Annotated in this window: 16 protein-coding genes; 4 read left to right on the forward strand and 12 right to left on the reverse strand. The window is 36.3% G+C overall.

Annotated elements, in window-relative coordinates; genetic code table 11:
- Window positions 1–107 precede the first annotated feature (107 nt).
- The gene (locus C245_RS0113165; RefSeq protein ID WP_017497064.1) at window positions 108–2,366 is read right to left on the reverse strand and encodes an acyl-CoA dehydrogenase; all 2,259 of its coding nucleotides are present in this window, start codon (window positions 2,364–2,366) and stop codon (window positions 108–110) included.
- 658 nt (window positions 2,367–3,024) lie between these two features.
- Window positions 3,025–3,942, reverse strand: coding sequence for an EamA family transporter (locus C245_RS0113170; RefSeq protein ID WP_017497065.1), 918 nt, complete (start codon window positions 3,940–3,942; stop codon window positions 3,025–3,027).
- Window positions 3,943–4,047: 105 nt separating this feature from the next.
- Between C245_RS0113170 and C245_RS0113175 the strand changes: the two genes are divergently transcribed.
- Window positions 4,048–5,466 carry a PLP-dependent aminotransferase family protein gene (locus tag C245_RS0113175; protein ID WP_017497066.1) on the forward strand — a complete coding sequence of 473 codons (1,419 nt, stop codon included), beginning with the start codon at window positions 4,048–4,050 and terminating at the stop codon, window positions 5,464–5,466.
- A gap of 192 nt (window positions 5,467–5,658) precedes the next feature.
- Here the strand turns inward: C245_RS0113175 and C245_RS0113180 are convergent, their stop codons facing one another.
- The 5 genes from C245_RS0113180 to aspA form a co-directional block, all read right to left on the reverse strand.
- Entirely contained in the window at window positions 5,659–6,606 is a 948-nt protein-coding gene (locus C245_RS0113180; protein WP_017497067.1) for a bestrophin family protein, read from the reverse strand.
- A gap of 47 nt (window positions 6,607–6,653) precedes the next feature.
- The gene (locus C245_RS0113185; RefSeq protein WP_017497068.1) at window positions 6,654–7,376 is read right to left on the reverse strand and encodes a hypothetical protein; all 723 of its coding nucleotides are present in this window, start codon (window positions 7,374–7,376) and stop codon (window positions 6,654–6,656) included.
- Window positions 7,377–7,453: 77 nt separating this feature from the next.
- Window positions 7,454–8,857 (reverse strand): HAMP domain-containing sensor histidine kinase, encoded by a 1,404-nt coding sequence (locus tag C245_RS0113190; protein ID WP_017497069.1) that lies wholly within the window; start codon window positions 8,855–8,857, stop codon window positions 7,454–7,456.
- Between the two features lies 1 nt (window position 8,858).
- Window positions 8,859–9,533: a response regulator transcription factor gene (locus C245_RS0113195; RefSeq protein WP_017497070.1), complete on the reverse strand. Its 675-nt coding sequence runs from the start codon at window positions 9,531–9,533 to the stop codon at window positions 8,859–8,861.
- 159 nt (window positions 9,534–9,692) lie between these two features.
- The gene (gene aspA, locus C245_RS0113200) at window positions 9,693–11,102 is read right to left on the reverse strand and encodes an aspartate ammonia-lyase (RefSeq protein ID WP_017497071.1); all 1,410 of its coding nucleotides are present in this window, start codon (window positions 11,100–11,102) and stop codon (window positions 9,693–9,695) included.
- 335 nt (window positions 11,103–11,437) lie between these two features.
- Between aspA and C245_RS0113205 the strand changes: the two genes are divergently transcribed.
- Window positions 11,438–12,016 (forward strand): pentapeptide repeat-containing protein, encoded by a 579-nt coding sequence (locus C245_RS0113205; protein ID WP_017497072.1) that lies wholly within the window; start codon window positions 11,438–11,440, stop codon window positions 12,014–12,016.
- 210 nt (window positions 12,017–12,226) lie between these two features.
- Here the strand turns inward: C245_RS0113205 and C245_RS0113210 are convergent, their stop codons facing one another.
- From C245_RS0113210 to glyA, 4 genes are all read right to left on the reverse strand, one after another.
- Window positions 12,227–12,724 carry a GNAT family N-acetyltransferase gene (locus C245_RS0113210; RefSeq protein ID WP_017497073.1) on the reverse strand — a complete coding sequence of 166 codons (498 nt, stop codon included), beginning with the start codon at window positions 12,722–12,724 and terminating at the stop codon, window positions 12,227–12,229.
- A 22-nt stretch (window positions 12,725–12,746) separates the two neighbouring features.
- Entirely contained in the window at window positions 12,747–13,787 is a 1,041-nt protein-coding gene (locus C245_RS0113215) for a GMP reductase (protein WP_017497074.1), read from the reverse strand.
- Window positions 13,788–13,942: 155 nt separating this feature from the next.
- On the reverse strand, window positions 13,943–14,536 hold the full coding sequence (locus tag C245_RS0113220) for a tRNA-(ms[2]io[6]A)-hydroxylase (protein ID WP_017497075.1): 594 nt from the start codon (window positions 14,534–14,536) through the stop codon (window positions 13,943–13,945).
- 227 nt (window positions 14,537–14,763) lie between these two features.
- A complete protein-coding gene (gene glyA / locus C245_RS0113225) occupies window positions 14,764–16,038 on the reverse strand; it encodes a serine hydroxymethyltransferase (RefSeq protein ID WP_017497076.1) in 1,275 nt (424 codons plus the stop codon).
- 108 nt (window positions 16,039–16,146) lie between these two features.
- On the opposite strand from glyA, the gene fahA reads away from it, so the two are divergent.
- Window positions 16,147–17,430 (forward strand): fumarylacetoacetase, encoded by a 1,284-nt coding sequence (gene fahA / locus C245_RS0113230; RefSeq protein WP_017497077.1) that lies wholly within the window; start codon window positions 16,147–16,149, stop codon window positions 17,428–17,430.
- A 174-nt stretch (window positions 17,431–17,604) separates the two neighbouring features.
- Here the strand turns inward: fahA and C245_RS0113235 are convergent, their stop codons facing one another.
- Window positions 17,605–18,645 (reverse strand): agmatine/peptidylarginine deiminase, encoded by a 1,041-nt coding sequence (locus C245_RS0113235; protein ID WP_017497078.1) that lies wholly within the window; start codon window positions 18,643–18,645, stop codon window positions 17,605–17,607.
- A gap of 229 nt (window positions 18,646–18,874) precedes the next feature.
- On the opposite strand from C245_RS0113235, the gene C245_RS0113240 reads away from it, so the two are divergent.
- On the forward strand, window positions 18,875–20,395 hold the full coding sequence (locus C245_RS0113240; RefSeq protein WP_017497079.1) for a choice-of-anchor I family protein: 1,521 nt from the start codon (window positions 18,875–18,877) through the stop codon (window positions 20,393–20,395).

Below are 20,395 nucleotides of genomic sequence, written 5' to 3' on the forward strand. Positions count from 1 at the left end.
TTAAACAATGTAGATTAGAAAAAATTCGTGAATTCGTGGCTATTTATTACATACTCTTTACTCTTTACTCTTTACTCTTTACTCTTTACTCTTTACTCTTTACTCTACTAAAACGCAATTGGTGCAGACAGACAGCTCTCCGGAATATCAAAAGCATTCACCAGGGCCACCGCATCCGGTCGGATATCCCAGCAAAGCTGATTGACTATTTTACGAATTGCCTTGGTTTTGACGGCTTCCATATAACCGTCTTCGAGATACCAGGCTTTATTTTTTTCTAATTGTGAAAGCGCATACAACTGATTGAGTTTCGTCAGAATTTCTTTTGTCTTACTATCTTCTACTGATTTTATCGCCAGTTGAAATTGCTCCAGCACCACTCTGTCCAGATAAGCCTGAGCCACGTCGATCATTTGGTGCTGCACAACATTAAAAGCGTCGTAAGGTTCTAAACCACCGTCGACTAGTTTTTTGATACGACGTGCTGCCGAAGCTAAAATTGTTTTCTCTCTGTGAACAAATGCCTGTAAATGAAAATCCCCATCCAGCAAATGTTCGTCATCCGTTTTTCTGGTTGCAATTGGGTTTTTCTCGGTAAGTGCCGTTTTTGCATTTTCATACACATAATTGATAATCCCTAACGAGCCCATTTCTCCGAAAGATTTTCTGAATTCTGAGAGTCTGTTTTTAGCAACTAATTGCATCAAAACAGTATTGTCACCTTCAAAAGTGGTATAAATTTCGGTGTCATTTTTCAAAGCATCGATTCGGTTCTCTGATAAATATCCCTTTCCGCCACAGGCTTCACGGCATTCCTGCAGTATGTCTCTTGTACTCCAGGTCGAATAGGATTTCATTCCTGCAGCCAATGCTTCAATTTCCTGCATTTCATCTTCAGTTCTGTTTAAAAACCGATTAGTAAGGTACTGCAGCGCAAAATGCACAGCATATGTTTTTGCTAATGGCGGAATCAATCGACGCTGGTGCATTCTGTAGTTCAGAATCGGAACTTCTGATCCGCCTTCAGGTCCAAACTGTCGACGCTGATCGCTGTATCGAATAGCAATTGTCAGTCCGGATTTGGCTGCCGCCAACGCTGAACGGGGAATCCCAATGCGACCGCCTACCAAAGTCCCTAACATCGTAAAAAAACGTCTGTTGTCACTCGGAATCGGGCTTTCAAATTCCCCTTTGTCATTTACAGAGGCGAAACGATCCAGCATATTTTCTTTCGGAATCACTACCTGATCGAAACTAATGGTTCCGTTATCTACTCCATTCAAACCCATCTTATGTCCGCAATCTCCAATCGCAATTCCTTTTAGTACAGTTCCGTTGGCATCTCTTAATGGAACAACAAATGCATTTACGCCATAATCATGATCGTCAATGATTAATTTTGCAAAAACAGTCGCCATCTGACCGTGAACGGCCGCATTTCCAATATATTCTTTTTGAGCATTTTTATTTGGCGTATGAATGATAAAAGTCTGATCTGCATGATTATAAGTTGCTGTCGTTTCCAACCCTTTTACATTAGAACCATGATGTGTTTCGGTCATCGCAAAACACCCAGGGATTTTTAATGTTCCAATGTCTCTTAAATATTTGGCATAATGTTTTTCTGTTCCTAACGATTGAACACTCATACCCCAAAGTCCGAACTGAACGCCAAATTTGATTACCAAACTCAGGTCATGATAACTCAAGGTTTCCATAATCGCAAAATAATCGGCTATGTTTTCTCCTCCTCCATATTGTTTTGGGTAGGCCATATTGCCAAGATTTTCTTCAGCGAGCAGCTTACACCAATTGTAAACCGTCTGACGATACACCTTAATATCTGTCGAAGTTTCGTACGCAAATTCAGGTTTTGAAATAATTGCTTTTACTCTATTGATTATCCCGGCTTCTTTACCATTTAAAAGAGCTGTAATTTTTTGAACATCAAACTCACTGTTCGTATGAGAGTTTGCAGTAAAGGAACCTGCTTTTGTTTTAAAATTCTGAAGCGCTTCTTCCCCTAAAATTCCAAGATCATTTTCCAGTTGGATAAAATTTGATTTTAAGGTCGAAATGTCCAGATCCTTTTCTGAAAGTGCCACGGCAATATCAAAAATCGATCTGATATCTTCTTTATTTTCAATGCTTTTCTCTATATCCAATTTCCATTGTGCCAGTTCATTTCGTCCCGGCGGATTTGAAATATCAACTCTGGAAAGCAATTGTTGTTTTTCTTCAGGCGAAAGCCAGCTAAGATCATTGATAAATTTCTGAATCGTAACAAACTCTTTCTGAGTCAGTAAATCATCGGACCACACTAAATAAAACAACGGAATAAAGGCCTGGAGCTTGGTATTTTTCATAGGAATATTGGTTTTTAGGTGTCGAAACATCGATTTTTAGCGAATTATGCCGCTTAGATCTCTTTTATGTGTTTACACTTTATGTGATATAAAAAAGTAAAAATGAAAATACTCATTCCTGTTTACATACCTTGTTAAGATTGTGGTAATTTTAGCTTCGTTCCGGAAAATAACAATACAAAATACGAGAATTGTTTTCTTTGCAATTAGGCTTTTGCCCTTTCAGGGCGCAAACGCTCATTCCTAATTATTTATAGTGCTTCACACTATGCTTCAGCTGAAGCTCTTTCAGAGCAACAGTTTTCTACTACTTTCTCCCTAAAGATTATTAAACTTTGAGTATAAGTCCTAAATGGATAAAAGAACCGAAGTCTTAATAACACAGGCATATTCCAACGCACTACAAACTGAATTAAGAAAAAATATAAGCGTCTAAAATAAACAGGTAAAAGGGCTGAAGGCCCAATAACAAAAGCATAGTACAACGCACTATGAGCTAAATCAAAGGAAAGTATTGCCCTGAAAGAGAAAAAGCAGACAAAGAAGCGTACACATTCTAAAAAAAACAGGAATGAAAAATAGTCATTCCTGTTTACACATCCGATAAGATTCTGATACTTTAGATTTTAAACCAATAAAAAACATAAAGTATTTCAAATTACTTGAGAGCCTTGGGATATTGCGTTATTTTTTGCCTAATGGCGAAAATATGATGTGAATTAAAAACCAATACGGCCAGAAAAACAATGCTATAAGCGACAATTTGTATGGATCCTATTGGTTCATGATACCAAAAGAGAGCCAATAGAAATGCAATCATTGGGTTGATATTTAAAAGCATACCGACTGTTGATGAGTTGATTCCGGAAAGTGCATATAAATTGAGAAACAACGGGAATATGGTAAACAGAATCGCAATAGTTTCAATACAGAAATAAAATTTAAATTCTGTTGGAATCGGTCCGCTGTAAGCAGGATAAAAGGGTAATAAAAATAAGGCTGCCAATGTAATATGAAAGGTGAGCACAATAAATTTATCGAATCCTTTGTTGATCCTTTGACTAACTAAATACGAAGCGTAAGTAGAACCAATAACAATACTAAAAACCATGTCCATAATATTGGCATAGGATAAAAGCAAACAACCGGAAACACTTAGTCCTACAGCCATCCATTGTGTTTTACTTAATTTTTCGTTCAAAATAAAGTACGCCAGTAAGGTGGTCAAAATTGGACACACTAAATAGGCCAAAGAAGTTGCTTTTACACTAACATGATTCATTACATAAATAAAAGTAAACCAGTTGGCCATTAAAAAAACACTTCCTCCAATATTCAACAAAAGTGATCTGCGTCTCTCCAAAGCTGGTAATGCTTTAAAGGTAGCGATGGTTTCTTTGATTCTTTTTCTTTTAAAAGTAAAGGCAATCAATAACATGAGAATACTACAGCTGAAAACACGATAGAATAAAATATCTAAAGAAGGATATTCGTGAATGGGCTTTAATGCCAAGCTAAAAAATCCCCAGATGACGAAACAGGTAATGGCCGCTATATAATATTTTGTTGTTTTCACAAGTTATTCTTTTTAGGTTCGTTATTGAATAAAGCAAATTTCTAAAAAATAAAACAGCAATACAGATACAGTTTTTGTAAATTGCACCATAACAGTTTCTTTTTTATGAAAAATTCCAACTACTTGTATCTGCAATTTGCAGACCGAATTGAAAAGCAAATAAAATCGGGTGTTTTAAATGTTGGCGATAAGCTGCCCTCGATACGTGAAGTCTGTGCCGAAACGGGTTACAGCATGAGCACTGTAAGCAAAGCCTATTATGAAATTGAAAGCAGGTCGCTTATAGAATCCAGGCCTCAATCCGGTTATTATGTAACTAACATTTCGGCCAGAACCATTCCTGAGCCTTCGCCCAGCAGTCCTGTTTTAAAATGTGTGAACATTGACCGGGAAGATTTAATTGATCAGGTTTACAAAAACATGACTGATCCGAGTATTACGATGCTTTCTTTGGGCTTTCCCTCGAACGAATTGCTGCCTATTGCCAAATTAAATAAGGGAATGATTCAGGCCATGCGGCAGCTTCCTAATAGCGGTACAAGTTATGAGCAGGTACAGGGTAATCTTAATCTAAGAAAAGAAATTGCAAGATGGTCTTTCACTTGGGGAGGTTCTTTAACAGAAAGAGACATTATCACCATGCCGGGCTGTACGAGTGCCATATCACATTGTTTGATGACACTAACCAAACCGGGAGATACTATTATTACCGAAAGTCCTGCTTATTTTGGCATCCTGCAGTTGGCCAAATCTCTGGGTTTGTATATCATGGAACTGCCTACCAATATGACTACGGGAATAGAACTGGATGCCCTGAAAAAAGCACTTTCTACTAAAAAAGTAAAACTCTGTTTGCTGATGAGTAACTTCAGCAATCCTTCGGGAAGTATGATGCCAGTTGAACATAAAAAGGAAGTGGTGCGATTAATGGAATTTTACAACGTTCCATTAATTGAAGACGATATTCACGGTGATTTGTACTTTGGCTCGAGTCGTCCAACCAATTGCAAAACCTATGACGAAAGTGGCATTGTACTTTGCTGCAGTTCGGTTTCAAAAACTTTGGCACCGGGATATCGTGTGGGCTGGGTTTCTCCGGGGAAATTCAAAAAGGAGATTTTACGCAACAAAATCTATCATACCCTCTCCACTCCTACCATCACGCATCAGGTGGTGGGCGACTTTCTGAAAAATGGCCGCTATGAAAATCATCTTCGAAAAATACGACAGATATTGAATCACAACTGTACAAACTATATCAATACGGTTTTAGAGTCATTCCCGAAAGGAACCAAGGTAAGTCAGCCACAAGGAGGTTTTTTTCTTTGGATTGAACTTGATAAGAATATAGATACGGCTGCTTTTTATCAATTAGCAATGCAGCATAAAATTAGTTTTGCTCCGGGAAGAATTTTTACTTTTCAAAATCAGTTTTCAAATTGCATGCGATTGAGTTTTGGACTTCCGTGGACCAATGAATTAAGATCCTCTATTCAAACTCTGGGAAAATTGATTGATCAGTAGAACCAAGTCGCAGTTTACAGTCACATTTCACATCTCATATTTTACACCTATTTTTTTCTCGCATATCCCGCAGATTGTGCAATTTTTTTTTCTTACATCCAATGGGTTAAAATACATAAAAAAAACTGGACAGCCGCATTAACAAAGCGCTGTCCAGTTAACAAATTGAGAAACCAAAATCAATTCACATAATTATAAAACAAAATAAGCGTTGTTTTCCGCTTTCTTTAAATCGGGTTGAAGATCGAATTCTTTGATAATGTCAAACTCACTTTGATACTCATTTAACATTTGCATTAAATTCTTTTCGATGGTATTCGAAATTGCGGTTACAGGTGTATCTGTAGGTCTGTTTTCGAATGGATCCTGTAAATGAATTGCCATTTTTTCAATTAAGAAGAACGTTCCACCGATAATTGTAATTAACGGAACAGCAAACCAGCTCAATAAACTGATAAGTCCAAAAGGCAATAACAAAATAAACAAACACAGCGTCATTCTGATATACATGCTGTAAGTGGTTGGGAAAATGGTATTTTTAATACGCTCACATTTTCCCATTGCATCACATAATCTTGACAAAGTATTGTCTATTTCAACCTGCTGATAAGCATTTAATCGTTTGTCCTTTTTGGCAATCCTAAGATCTCTACCATGAAGCAATAATATCGCATTTGGAATATTCTGATGGTTTTTGACAAAATTCAGTTCCTCTTCACTGATCAAATCTTTGATTGGTTTTATCGCATCTTTATTACGCAACGCCTGTCCTAGGCTGTAACACCATGCTATTTGTCTTTTGGTGAAGTTCTCCTTGAATTCATTCGCTTCTACAGAAAACCCCGGATCTTTATAAAAAGTAAGCATTTGTCGTACCAAAGTTCTGGACTCATTTACAATTGATCCCCAAATAATGCGTGCTTCCCACCATCTGTCATAAGCCTGATTGGATTTAAAAGCCAGTAACAAGGATATAATTGTACCTACCATGGTAGGAATTGCGATTGGTATTTCGATCGCTACATTGATAAAATAATGATGAAAAATTTCAAATAAAATGGTGTAAGTCATTACAAGCGCCAATTCCACCTTAATTTTCCCGAGAACGTACCTCATTGGAATTCTTTTCTTTAATAACATATCTTTCCGTTTAAATTAAACTTCTATTTTTTTTGAAGAAATTGACTTTACACCAATTCTTCGTAGAGCGAAAGCACCGGAAGACCAGTTTTATCGTTTATACTCTCTTTTTTATTTTTCTTGAATTGTATTTTCTCTCCTTTGCGGGTTTCTACTAACAAATCGATATCGTATTTTGAAATCGCTTCTGATAAATAAGGAGCAAAATTTTCGTAGTTGTCTTCAAAACTGGAAGTCTGACTTACAATTTCAAATGAAAAATTGTTGTTCAAAAATTGCTGAACGTCTTTTACATGCATGTTGGCACGACCGTTTTCGATATAAAGTGCTTTATTAAAGTCTTCTTTATATTGCTCTGAACCTAAATGCAGAATTGGACATTTTTGGTTTCCGGCTAATTGCACCAGGTATTGGTGAATTCGTTTTGTTTCCTGCTTATACGAATTGGTAAGAACTACCAGTTTTATAGCAAAAACATCAATAATACGCTTAAAAATCGGAGAAGAAAGTCCGTATTGATTGTGTACTTTTATTTTACAATTGGGTGTGTGTTCAATAATGTATCGGCAAGTGTCCAGCACTTCTTCCTGACTTGCAGTAAGTCCGGTGCGCATTTCACGTAAAAAATTAGAGGATGAAAAAGCATCAGGAGTTTCTGATACCATCATAAGAATAATTTCGCAATCTGAATCTTTTGCCTGACCAACAGCTGATTTTACAGCACAAATTGTATCGTCTTTTAAAGTAGTAGGTATAAGGAAATTTTTCATAAGTATACTCTTTTAGTTTATACTTACAAAGTAACGCCTGCCAAATTAGAAGGGTCTTAATATGAAATTAGAATTTTCTAAGATTCAACATTAGAAGTCTTAATGTTGCTTTTCTTCGAACTTGTTTTATTGAAGACAATAGTTACAATGGTGCCTTTGTTTTGCTCTGACTGCACCTGAATCTCTCCGTCGTGCATACGAATGATTTTGGAAGCCAATGGAAGCCCCAAACCGTATCCTATATATTTAGTTGCAATTTTACCTCTAAAGAAAGGTTCATACAAATGCGGAATATCTTCCGGTGGAATCCCGATTCCGATATCGTTGATCGCCACTTTTATCCAGTCCTGATTAGCAGAGAGGGTTACAAAAACCTCATTGTTATCGGAATATTTTACGCCATTGGTAATAATATTATTGATAGCAAGCTCCAAAAGCGGTTTGTTACACGGAATTAAAAGCAGATTAGAGTCTTTAGGGGCAAAGTTAAGTTTGATACTTACACGATTGTCCGGATAAATTTTATCTAAATCCGACTTTACATCCATTAATACTTCGTCGATTCTGGCAATATCCAACACCTGTTTTTTACCGTCGTAACCTGTTTGTGTAAGCTTTAGCAAGCTCTCCGTCAAGTTTCCTAATCGGGAAGCCTGACTGTAAATATTTTCAAGGGACTGAATGTATTCCGGAACTTCTCTTTCTTTCAAAAGCATAATTTCAGACTCTGCAATGATTGTCGTTATAGGTGTTTTTAACTCGTGTGAAGCATTATTGATAAAATTGGCTTGTATTTCGAATGAGGTTTCCAAACGATCCAGCATATCGTTGAAGGTCTCCGTAAGGTCTGAGATTTCATCTGAGTTTTTAACTTCCGGCAAGCGATTGTGAAGGTTGGAAGCACTAATTCTGTTTACTTCTTTGGTAATTCTTGCCACAGGATTAATGACTCTTTTGGCCAGGAAACGTCCTAAAAAGAAGGCCAGAAATATAAAACCTATACCTCCGAACAACATGATTTTTAAAATATAGATTGTGGTGGTCGGTCCTTTTCGGTCACGAGCTCCTACAATTACGATGTATTTTTGATTATTTTCTGTAAAAACCTGTCCTAAATAATATTTGTTTTCTACCTCAAAATAGTCTTTTCCTGTTTTTAAAATATTGGTATAAAACTCATTCGGTAAATTCAGTTTTGTATTGTAATCAAAACTATTGGCACTGTTTATCTTGAGAACAAACTCTTCTTCTTCGATAAGTTCTTCCAGTCCGTTTTTTTTAAGATTACTGTAGTATTTTATTTTTTCAGGATCGTTCTGAAAATGAATAGACGCAACAATTTTGGCTCTGTCTTCAAGTCTTTTTAAGAAATGGTAACGATTATTTTCTCTGAATAGAACAAAAACAACAATACATAGAAGTAATGTACTAAAAGACGACAAGGCTACATAAGTGTATGTTATTTTTTTTCTTATATCCATTTTATGGCTGTATCACATAACCCAGACCTTTCATGGTATGGATGAGTTTGGTTTCAAAAGGTTTATCGATTTTTTTTCTTAGATAAGTAATGTACACATCGACAACATTGGTATTCATATCAAAATTAATATCCCAGACGTTATCTAAAATCTGATCCCGGGAAACGATGCGACCGCTATTTTTAGCCAGATAGTACAACAGTTTAAACTCTTTTGCGGTCAGGATAATCGATTCGCCTTCTCTCTTTACTGTCTTAGCCCGACCGTTTATTTCTAAGTCGCCAATAGTTATGGTATCTACTTTTTCGGTATCCTGATGAGCTCTGCGATGTAGTGCATTGACTCTGGCATCAAGTTCTCCAAACTTAAAAGGTTTTACCAGATAATCATCGGCTCCTGCATTAAGTCCGGTCACTATATTTTCTGACGTTCCAAGAGCGGTCAACAGTAACACCGGAACAAAATTCTTACTGGCGCGAAGTCTTCTGCAAATCTCAATTCCGTTAATATCAGGAAGCATTACATCTAAAACGACAACATCAAAATTATAATTGTGAATCATCTCCAGAGCAGTTCTGCCATCCAGAGCCACACTAACTTCATTATTGTTTTCGGCAAATCCTTTCCGCAAAATGGACAATAGATTTGGTTCGTCTTCGACTATAAGTAATTTCATCTTAGTTCAGGTATGAATAGCAAAAATAGGGATTGGCATTAAAAATATAAATCACACTCGTTATAAATTATGATTTAATTATGAACAATAGACCCGTTTTCATAAAAAAAGCCGACACTAAAAATAATGTCGGCTTTCTGTAAATAGAGAGAGTCTCTCCTATTTTGTAATGAATTTTGGGTTGATCAAATTATCCAATGAATAAATTTCGTCCCATTTTTCCTGAGTGATTAATTTTCTTTCGATCACGGCAATCTGATGTACACTTTTGTTTAATTTCAAAGCTTCACCTGCAATACTCGCACTTTCTTCATATCCTAAAATTGGATTTAGCTGAGTCACGATTCCAATACTATTCATGACCATATTGTAACAGTGATCTTCATTTGCAGTGATTCCAATGATACATTTATCAATTAAAGTCTGAATTGCATTTGAAAGATAATCCAATGAAGTAAACATAGCGAAAGCAATTACCGGCTCCATCACGTTCAATTGCAATTGTCCCGCTTCGGCTGCCATAGTTACAGTCAAATCCTGTCCGATTACATAAAAACAAGTCTGATTTACCACTTCCGGAATTACCGGGTTTACTTTCCCTGGCATGATAGAAGATCCTGGCTGACGTGCAGGCAGATTGATTTCGTTGAATCCTGTTCTTGGTCCTGAACTCAACAATCTTAAATCGTTACAGATTTTAGAAATTTTAACGGCAGTTCTTTTCAATGTTCCCATGATTTGAACATAAGCACCGGTATCTACCGTAGCTTCAATTAAATCAGGAGAAAGGGTTAACGGAATTCCAACTTCTTTTGCTAAGTAGTTTACACAAATTTCAGGGTATCCTTCTGGTGCGTTTACTCTTGTTCCGATAGCTGTTGCTCCCATATTGATCTCCAACACCAAACTCTGAGCGTCTCTTAATCTTCTAACATCTTCTCCAATAGTGGTAGCGTAAGAGTTAAACTCCTGTCCTAAAGTCATAGGAACAGCATCCTGCAATTGTGTTCTTCCCATTTTCAGAACACTTTTGAACTCTTCTCCTTTTGCAGCAAATGCTACTTCAAGGCCTTCTAAAGTTTTAATAAAACTTTCTATTTTCAGATAAAGTGCAATTCTAAAAGCTGATGGATAAGCATCATTAGTAGACTGAGAACAGTTTACGTGGTTGTTTGGGTGTAAGAAGTTATAATCTCCTTTTTTATGTCCTAAATATTCTAAACCAATATTAGCGATTACTTCGTTAGCGTTCATGTTTACCGAAGTTCCGGCTCCACCCTGAATTAAATCGCTTACAAATTCCTGATCAAATTTACCGGCAATTACCTGGTCACTTCCGTAACAAATTGCTTCGGCAATTTTAGCGTCTAATGCGCCACAATCTTTATTGGCCAAAGCTGCCGCTTTTTTAACATAACCTAATGCTTTGATGAATAAAGGTTCTTTTGAAATAGGAATTCCTGTGATATTAAAATTCTCTACTGCTCTGAAGGTTTGGATACCATAATATAGATGATTTGGAATGTCTAATTCCCCTAAAAAATCATGCTCTTTTCTTGTTGATCCCATATAATTTGAATTATTACGTTTTAACTTTAAAAAACAGTGTAAATCTACATCAAATTACCCTCATAGGAAAATATTTCAAATCAAATACTGCTAAGATTTTCTTAAATTTTACCTCTAAAATTAAGTACTTAACATTTTAAGGGGCAAAAAATATCAAATTCACAAAAAACACCTCCGAACAGAGCTCCTTAACTGCATCAGGCAAAAGGTCTTAACCTTCTTTTCTACTCCATCCGAAAGTCACCGCAGGAATCGAAAATTATCTTTATTTATCGTCTGCTAGTACTTGTATAATTAGTATCTTTTCGGTCTGAAAATTATCTTTAAAAATCACCTTGAAAAAAGAATCTCAATATTTCCTTGATAAAGAATACGATACCATTATTTATGGTAAAGAGGATGTCAATTTTAAAGATTTTGAGTGTTGTGTTTTTAACAATTGTAATTTTTCTGCCTGTACCTTTTTAGCCGTTACTTTTATCGATTGTGTTTTTAATGACTGTATTTTTAGTGAAGCCAAAATTAACTATGTTGCCTTTCGAACCGCCACTTTTAATCGCTGTGAAATTAAAGACGTTAATTTTGCCATGTGCGACAAGCTGATCTTTGAAATTCATTTTTACGATTGTATTTTGGATTTTTCAAAATTTTACACTTTGAAGATTAAGGGAACTACTTTTACGAATTGCAGTTTAATTGCTGTAGATTTTATGGCTACCGACCTCACCAGCGTCCTGTTTGAGAATTGCGATTTGTACCGCTCTGAATTTGACAAAGCCATCGCCAATAAAGCCGATTTTAAAACGAGTTATAATTACACCATTGATCCTTCAAAAACTAAACTCAAAAAAGCAGTTTTTGCTTTGAATGAAGTAAAAGGATTGTTATTCAAGCATGATGTGATTGTGAGTTAAAGTCATAAAAAAGCCAGTATAAAAACTGGCTCGTTATTTACTGTATTTCAACACATAGATCCATAGATTTTTTAGCTGAAAGTAGACGTTTCACTTTTAATAAAACACAGAACGCTATGAAAAAAGAATATCTTTCTCTAATACCCACTTTTCACAGTTTACATTTCACATAAAACATCTCACTTCCGAAAAGACATCTATGGTTTTATTCTAGAACTTCTTCTCCATTACATAATCTTCCATCAAGTAACCGTTTCCAATATCAAGATCGGATTCTCCAACAATTTCAAAACCTATCTTTTTATAAAAACCCAGAGCGGTATTAAATCGGTTCACATTTAGAGATAATGCCTGAGAATTGTGTACTGCCCCAAGCCTTTCAATTTCTTCAATCACTTTTTTACCAATTCCTTTGCCCTGAGTTTCCGGCAAAAGGTAAATTTTATGAATTTTGGTTACTGCTTTTTCTTTATAATTGTGTTCAATTCCGATAAACCCTATATTGGTCATATCATCCTCAATCATATAAAACAACTGCTCTTTTTTATCTAACTGATCGGCCAAAGCTTCTTCTGAATAAAAAAGATCCAACATATAATCTAATTGTTCTTTAGTTAAGATTTCACCGTATGTAATCGGCCATGTTATATGTACTATTTTTTGAATTTGTTTAATATCGCTAACTGTAGCTTCTGAAATTGCAATCATATTCTATTTTAAAATGCTTATATTACTTTGTAAAAACTTGATTTTCCTGTTCACTTACCCTAATAAAGGTAGTTCTTTTGGTAAGTTCCTTTAGACGTGAAGCCCCTACATAGGTACAAGTACTTCGCAAACCTCCCAATATATCTAATATTGTATTTATGACCTCACCTTTAAAAGGCACCTGCACTGTTTTACCTTCACTTGCCCTGTACTCAGCCACTCCTCCAACATGTTTCTCCATAGCTGTTTTAGAACTCATTCCGTAAAACTGCTTGAATTTCTGTCCCTTTTTTTCAATCACTTCGCCGCCACTTTCCGTATGTCCTGCCAACATTCCGCCTAACATTACAAAATCTGATCCTGCACCAAATGCTTTTGCCACATCTCCCGGTGTCTTACAGCCGCCATCACTAATAATATGTCCGCCCAAACCGTGAGCAGCGTCAGCACACTCAATAATAGCTGAAAGCTGCGGATATCCTACACCTGTTTTTACACGGGTAGTACAAACAGAACCACCGCCAATTCCTACTTTTACTATATCAGCACCGGCTAACAGCAGTTCTTCGACCATTTCTCCCGTAACTACATTTCCGGCAATTATAACTTTGTCTGGATATTGTTTGCGGGTTTGTTTCAAAAACTGCACAAAATGTTCTGAGTAACCATTTGCAACATCGATACAAATAAATTTAAGCAATGGATTCTCAGTAATAATCCGGCTTATTTTTTCAAAATCATCTGTTCCTGTTCCCGTACTGATCGCAATATGATCATAAAAATCAGTTGTCTTATCTTTTAAAAACACCTTCCATTCTTGTGGAGAATAGTGTTTATGAATGGCTGTAAAGAGTTTTTCTTTCGCTAAAACTCTAGCCATTTCAAAAGTTCCTACCGTATCCATATTCGCCGCCATAATTGGAACTCCGGACCAGCACGAAGTACTGTGCAAAAACTTAAAATCTTGTTTTAAAGAAACTTCAGATCTGCTTTTTAGCGTTGATCTCTTTGGACGAATCATTACATCTTTAAATCCCAGTTTCAAATCAGTTTCTATTCTCATAGGTTTCCGTTTTTGTGGCACTCAAATATAGTGAATTACGGATTGTGAATGGTGAAATTTTAGATGTAAAATGTTAGATATGAACTGTTAAATGTGAAATATTGGATGTGAACTGAATCCTAAATACTGTCCAACGAAAACTGTAACTAAAATCGTTACCCGTGAATAGTTTCTCCTTTTCCGTAATTGGTAATAATTGATTCTTCAAAAGCCAGCCACTCTCTCCAACGCTTTTCTACGTCAATTCCAACGCCGTACTTTCGGGCATAGGTAATAAAAGTAGTATAATGTCCTGCTTCACTTTCCATTAACTCTCTGTAAAAAACGGCCAGTTCTTCGTCCTGAATATTTTCAGAAAGCACCTTGAAACGCTCACAGCTTCTAGCCTCGATCATTGCAGAAAAAAGCAATCTTTCTACCAGTCCGGAAACACGGCTTCCGTCTCCGCTTTTCTTCATGTACTGATACAGTTCGTTTACGTAATCGTCTTTACGCTCACGTCCAAGCTTCAATCCTCTTTTAATGATAATATTATGAACCTGCTCAAAATGGTCGATTTCTTCTTTGGCTAAAGCCAATAAATCCTGCACTAAATCCTGATGCTCAGAATTGTTAGTGATAATTGTAATCGCATTTGTTGCTGCTTTCTGCTCGCACCACGCATGATCCGTCAGGATTTCTTCAATATTTTTCTCTACGATATTCACCCATCTTGGGTCTGTTGGCAGTTGTAATCTTAGTACGCCCATTTTTTTGTTTTATTTGTTTCAGGTTTCTTTTGTTTCAAGTTTCAAGTTCCTTTTGTTTCAAGTTTGAGGTTGCTTCCACAACTTACAAGGTTTAACGTTCTATATTTTCCGTGGTAAAAAACATGAAACATGAAACTTAATTACTCCCAGAACTAAAAAAAGTTTAAAGTTCTATACTTTCTACAGTACAAAACTTTAAACTTGAAACTTTTAAGCTTGAAACTTTATTAGTATACGAAAATTGGTCTTTCGCTCATCATTTCATTTACTTCATCTGCTACGGCTTCGATAACTGCTTCGTTTGTATGATCTGTAAGTACTTTGTCGATTAAAGCAACAATCTTTTCCATATCTTCTTCTACTAAACCACGAGTAGTGATTGCAGCTGTTCCAATACGGATTCCTGAAGTTACAAATGGTGATTTATCATCAAATGGAACCATATTTTTATTTACTGTAATTTCTGCTTTTACTAATGCATTTTCAGCTTCTTTACCAGAAATACCTTTATTTCTTAAGTCGATAAGCATCATGTGGTTATCTGTTCCGCCAGAAATAATGTTGTATCCTCTTTTTACGAAAGCATCAGCCATAGCGTTTGCATTTTTCTGCAATTGCATAGCATAAGTAAAGAAATCATCTTTAAGTGCTTCACCAAAAGCTACTGCTTTAGCAGCAATGATATGCATTAAAGGTCCACCTTGATTTCCAGGGAAAACAGCAAGATCTAATAAAGAAGACATCATTCTGATTTCTCCTTTTGGAGTTTTTAAACCTTGTGGGTTTTCGAAATCTTTCCCCATCAAAATCAAACCTCCACGTGGTCCACGTAATGTTTTATGAGTAGTTGTAGAAACAATATGACAATGTGGAATCGGGTCATTCATCAATCCTTTAGCGATAAGACCTGCAGGATGAGAAATATCAGCAAACAAGATAGCTCCTACGCTGTCTGCAATTTGTCTGAAACGTGCAAAATCCATATCACGTGAATAAGCCGAAGCTCCTGCAATAATTAATTTTGGTTGTTCTTTAGTGGCAATTTCCTGAATTTTATCATAGTCTAAACGACCCGTTTCAGCATCTACACCATAAAAAACAGGACGGTACAAACGACCTGAGAAATTTACAGGAGAACCGTGAGTTAAGTGACCTCCGTGAGATAAGTCGAAACCTAAAATAGTATCTCCAGGATTTAAACATGCATGGTAAACTGCTGTATTAGCCTGAGATCCAGAGTGTGGTTGAACGTTTGCATATTCAGCTCCAAATAATTCTTTGGCTCTGTCAATGGCAATTTGCTCAATTACGTCTACTACTTCGCATCCTCCGTAGTATCTTTTGCCAGGGTAACCCTCGGCATATTTGTTAGTTAAAACAGAACCAGCTGCTTTCATTACCTCATCACTTACAAAATTTTCTGAAGCGATAAGTTCTAATCCGTGAATTTGTCTGTCCTTTTCTTCTAGTATAAGGTCAAAAATTTGTTCGTCGCGTTGCATTTTTTCGTTTTTCGTTAATTTCCTGCAAAAATACAAAAAAACGTTTGTCAAACTGTTAGATTATGATATATTTGACATAGAATTTTTCAACAAATAATTAACATTCACATGCCAATAACCGCTAACGATACTAAGAGAAAATCATGGTTAGAAGTACCAGAAAATAGTGATTTCCCTATTCAAAATATTCCATTCGGTATCTTTCTTACCAAAGAAAATGTTGTTACTGTAGGAACAAGAATTGGCGATTACGCTATAGACTTAGGGGCTCTACAACAATTAAACTACTTTGCAGGAATAGATCTGACTGATGATATGTTCATGCAGGACACTCTTAATGATTTCATTTCTTATGGAAAAATAACCTGGAGATTAGTCCGTAACCGAATCGCTGATATTTTCGACGAGACCAATCCACAATTAAGAGATTCAAAAAAAGACCGCGATATTGTTATTTTCAATATTGATGATGTCGAAATGCAATTACCGGTTTTAATTGGTGATTATACGGATTTCTATTCCAGTAAAGAACACGCAACGAACGTTGGAAAAATGTTCCGTGATCCTGAAAACGCTTTATTTCCTAACTGGTTGCACATACCAATAGGTTACCACGGAAGAAGTTCTACCATTGTTCCGTCAGGAATTCCGGTACACCGTCCAATGGGACAGACTTTACCTGCCGGTCATGATACTCCGGTATTTGGTGCTTCTCGTTTAGTAGACTTTGAATTAGAAACTGCTTTCATCACTACAGATGTAAATGTAATGGGTGAAAACATTTCAACTTATGAAGCAGAGGACTATATCTTCGGAATGGTTTTATTAAACGACTGGAGTGCCCGTGATATCCAAAGATGGGAATATGTACCACTTGGGCCATTTTTAGCTAAAAACTTTGCTTCTTCAATTTCTCCGTGGATTATTACAATGGATGCCTTGGAACCTTTTAGAACTAAAGGTCCTAAACAAGATCCTACCCCACTTCCGTATTTACAGACAAAAGGAAAGAAAGCGTATGATATTCATTTAGAAGTTTCCTTAAAGCCTGAAGATCAAGAAGAAACTCTACTTTCAAGATCTAACTTCAAATACATGTACTGGTCTATGGCACAGCAGTTAACACATCATACCTCTAACGGATGTCGTGTAAACTCCGGTGACATGATGGGTTCAGGAACTATTTCAGGACCAACTCCTGACAGCTTAGGTTCTATGCTGGAATTAACATGGGGAGGAAAAAACCCTATAACCTTAAACGGTGGTGGCGAGCGTAAGTTTATCGAAGATGGCGATACCGTAATCATCAGAGGTTTCTGTGAAAGCAATGAAGTACGTATTGGTTTTGGAGAAGTTTCAAGCCAATTGCTACCTCCTTTTGTGAGACAATGAAGAGATCCTGCCGTATCGGAAGATATATAAGCAAAAAACCTTGTTAGCTGACTAACTAAGGTTTTTTTTTATTCTTTTTTGTCACAGATTAAAGGATTAAAAACTGATTTTTTATAATCTGCAAGAATCCTTTAATCTGTGGCAAAAAAACCGATACCCTTCGAAATCTAAAAATTAAGCCGGAATCTGTTGACTCAAGCAGTGTAATGTTCCAAAGCCCCAGATAAAATCAATACAGCTGATACCGATTACTTCTCTGTCAGGAAAACATTCAGCAAGTATATTCAAAGCTACACGATCATTGCTGTCGTTAAAAGTAGGAACCAGAACACAATTATTCAAAATTAGAAAATTCGCATAGCTGGCCGGTAATCTTAACGTATCAAAATCAACACGTTTTGGCATTGGCAATGCTACGATAGTTGGTGATTTTCCGTCTTCCAGTTTTGCATTTTGCAAACGTTTCAAATTGTCCTGTAATGGTTTATAATTAGAATCGTTTTTATCCGTTTCTACAATCGTTACAATAGTATCTTCGTTTACAAATCGGCATAAATCGTCGATGTGTCCGTGTGTATCATCTCCTTCTATTCCGTCACCCAGCCATATTACATTGGTAACTCCTAAGTATTCCTTAAAAACGGCCTCGTAATCTTCTTTGGTGAAACCTGCATTTCTAACCTGAATCGTCGGATGCATCAAACATTCTTCAGAAGTCAATAAGGTTCCTTTTCCGTTTACATCAATTGCACCGCCTTCTACAATTACAGGCTTCCCCTTATACATTACCTGTGTAAGCGGAACATCAATAAAATCGGCTATTTTAGCAGGAACAAATTTATCCAGCTGGTAGTTTTTGTACTTCGCCCAACCGTTGAAATTAAAATTCAAAGCTTCTCTTTTTGAACCATTTTGTACAATAATTGGTCCCGAATCACGCATCCAGCTTCTATTGGTTTTGTGAACAATAAAGGAAACATTCGCCAGATTCACACGTCCCATTTCCAGCATTCCACTTACTTTTTCTTTTAGTTTTTCATCGGCTACAACCAAAAAAACAGTTTCAAAAGTGGCTACTTTTTTAATAAATTCTACAAAAGCCCATTGAACAGCTTCGTATTTTCCAGGCCAGTCGTTTCCATTATGCGGAAAACATAATACAATTCCTTGTTGTTTTTCCCATTCCGCCGGAAATCTTCTATTATTTGTTGACATAAAATGATTCTAAATTTGAAAGTGCACAAAGATAATGAGATAATGTGATAATTAGATAATGTGATAATTAGATAATTGGACAATCAGATAATTGAACAATCTAACAATTTAATAATTAACAAATTAACCAATTATCTAATTGACAGATTAAATTAAAGATTAAATAATAAAGCCTTAATATAAGACCATAATCTGCTAATTACATTTGGCAAAACTAAAAAACACAAAAATGAAAAATGTAAGCCTTTCATTATTAGCTGCTTTATTTGTTATGGCAAGTTGTAATAATGATGAAACCTCAAAAAATCAGGAATCTGAAGTTGTGATTAACGAAAATCCGGGATCTTTTAAAGAAATTGGTTCGATAACCATTGGCGGAGAAGGAGCCGCTGAAATTTCGGCCTATGATGAAAAAACAAAAAGACTTTTTACAGTAAATAATAGCGGAACGAATCAAATTGATGTCATTGATATTTCCGATCCTACAAAACCCATTAAAATTGGTAAAATCGATCTAACTCCGTACGAAGGTGCTTCCAATAGTGTTGCGGTTTACGATGGAAAACTGGCTGTTGCTTTAGAATCAACTCTTAACAAACAAGGAAATGGAAAGGTGGTTATTTTTAATACCAGCGATTACAGCTTAATCAAACAAGTTACCGTTGGTGCATTACCTGATATGATTACGTTTTCACCGGATGGAAAATTCATCATGACGGCTAACGAAGGAGAACCTAACACCGATTATACGCAAGATCCAAACGGAAGCATTTCTATTATTGAAACAGCTACTTATGCTGTTACAACTTTAGATTTCAGTTCTTTCAGCGGCCAGGCCGAAGCTTTGAAAAAAGAAGGGTTTAGAGTTTCAAAATTTGCCAAGAGTTTTGCTCAGGACATAGAACCTGAATACATCACCATATCTGATGATTCTAAAACGGCCTGGGTTACTTTACAGGAAAACAATGGTGTTGCCAAAGTAGATTTAACGTCTAAAACCATCACAGCTCTTTATCCTTTGGGCTTTAAAAATTTCAATACCGCCGAAAATGCCATTGATGTAAGTGATAAAGACGATAAAATTGCTTTTAATCCCTGGAAAGTAAAAGGAATGTACATGCCGGATGCCATTAGTCATTTTTCAGCTAACAATACTCCTTATTTTGTTACAGCCAACGAAGGTGATGCCAGAGAATATGCTGCCTACGCAGATATTAAAAGAATGAAAGACATGAAGCTGGATGCCACTGCTTTTCCTGATGCTGCTGCCTTAAAACTGGAAACTAATTTAGGAAGACTAAACCTTATTGCCGATATGGGAGATGCTGACGGCGATGGTGATTTGGATGAGTTGGTCGCTTTTGGGGCCCGCTCCTTCTCTATCTGGAATGGAAATACCGGAAAAATCGTTTATGACAGTAAAAATGATGTTGACAAAAAAACGAATGACCTTGGAACTTACGATGACAAACGCAGTGATGACAAAGGTTCTGAGCCGGAAGCAGTCGTTGCCGTTAAAATGGGAACTCAGAATATTTTGTTTGTAGGTTTAGAAAGATCTGATGCTTTTATGACTTATGATGTAACAAATCCTGCTTCTCCACAATATTTACAAACCGTAAAAACCGGTGATGCTCCGGAAGGAATACTCTTCATTCCGGCTTCTAAAAGTCCAACCAAAAGAAGTTTGTTAGTCGTTAGCAGTGAAGGAGATGGAACTGTAAAAATATACCAGCCAGATTTAAAATAA

The sequence above is a fragment of the Flavobacterium sp. WG21 genome (genome assembly GCF_000335775.1).
Taxonomy (GTDB): domain Bacteria; phylum Bacteroidota; class Bacteroidia; order Flavobacteriales; family Flavobacteriaceae; genus Flavobacterium; species Flavobacterium tructae.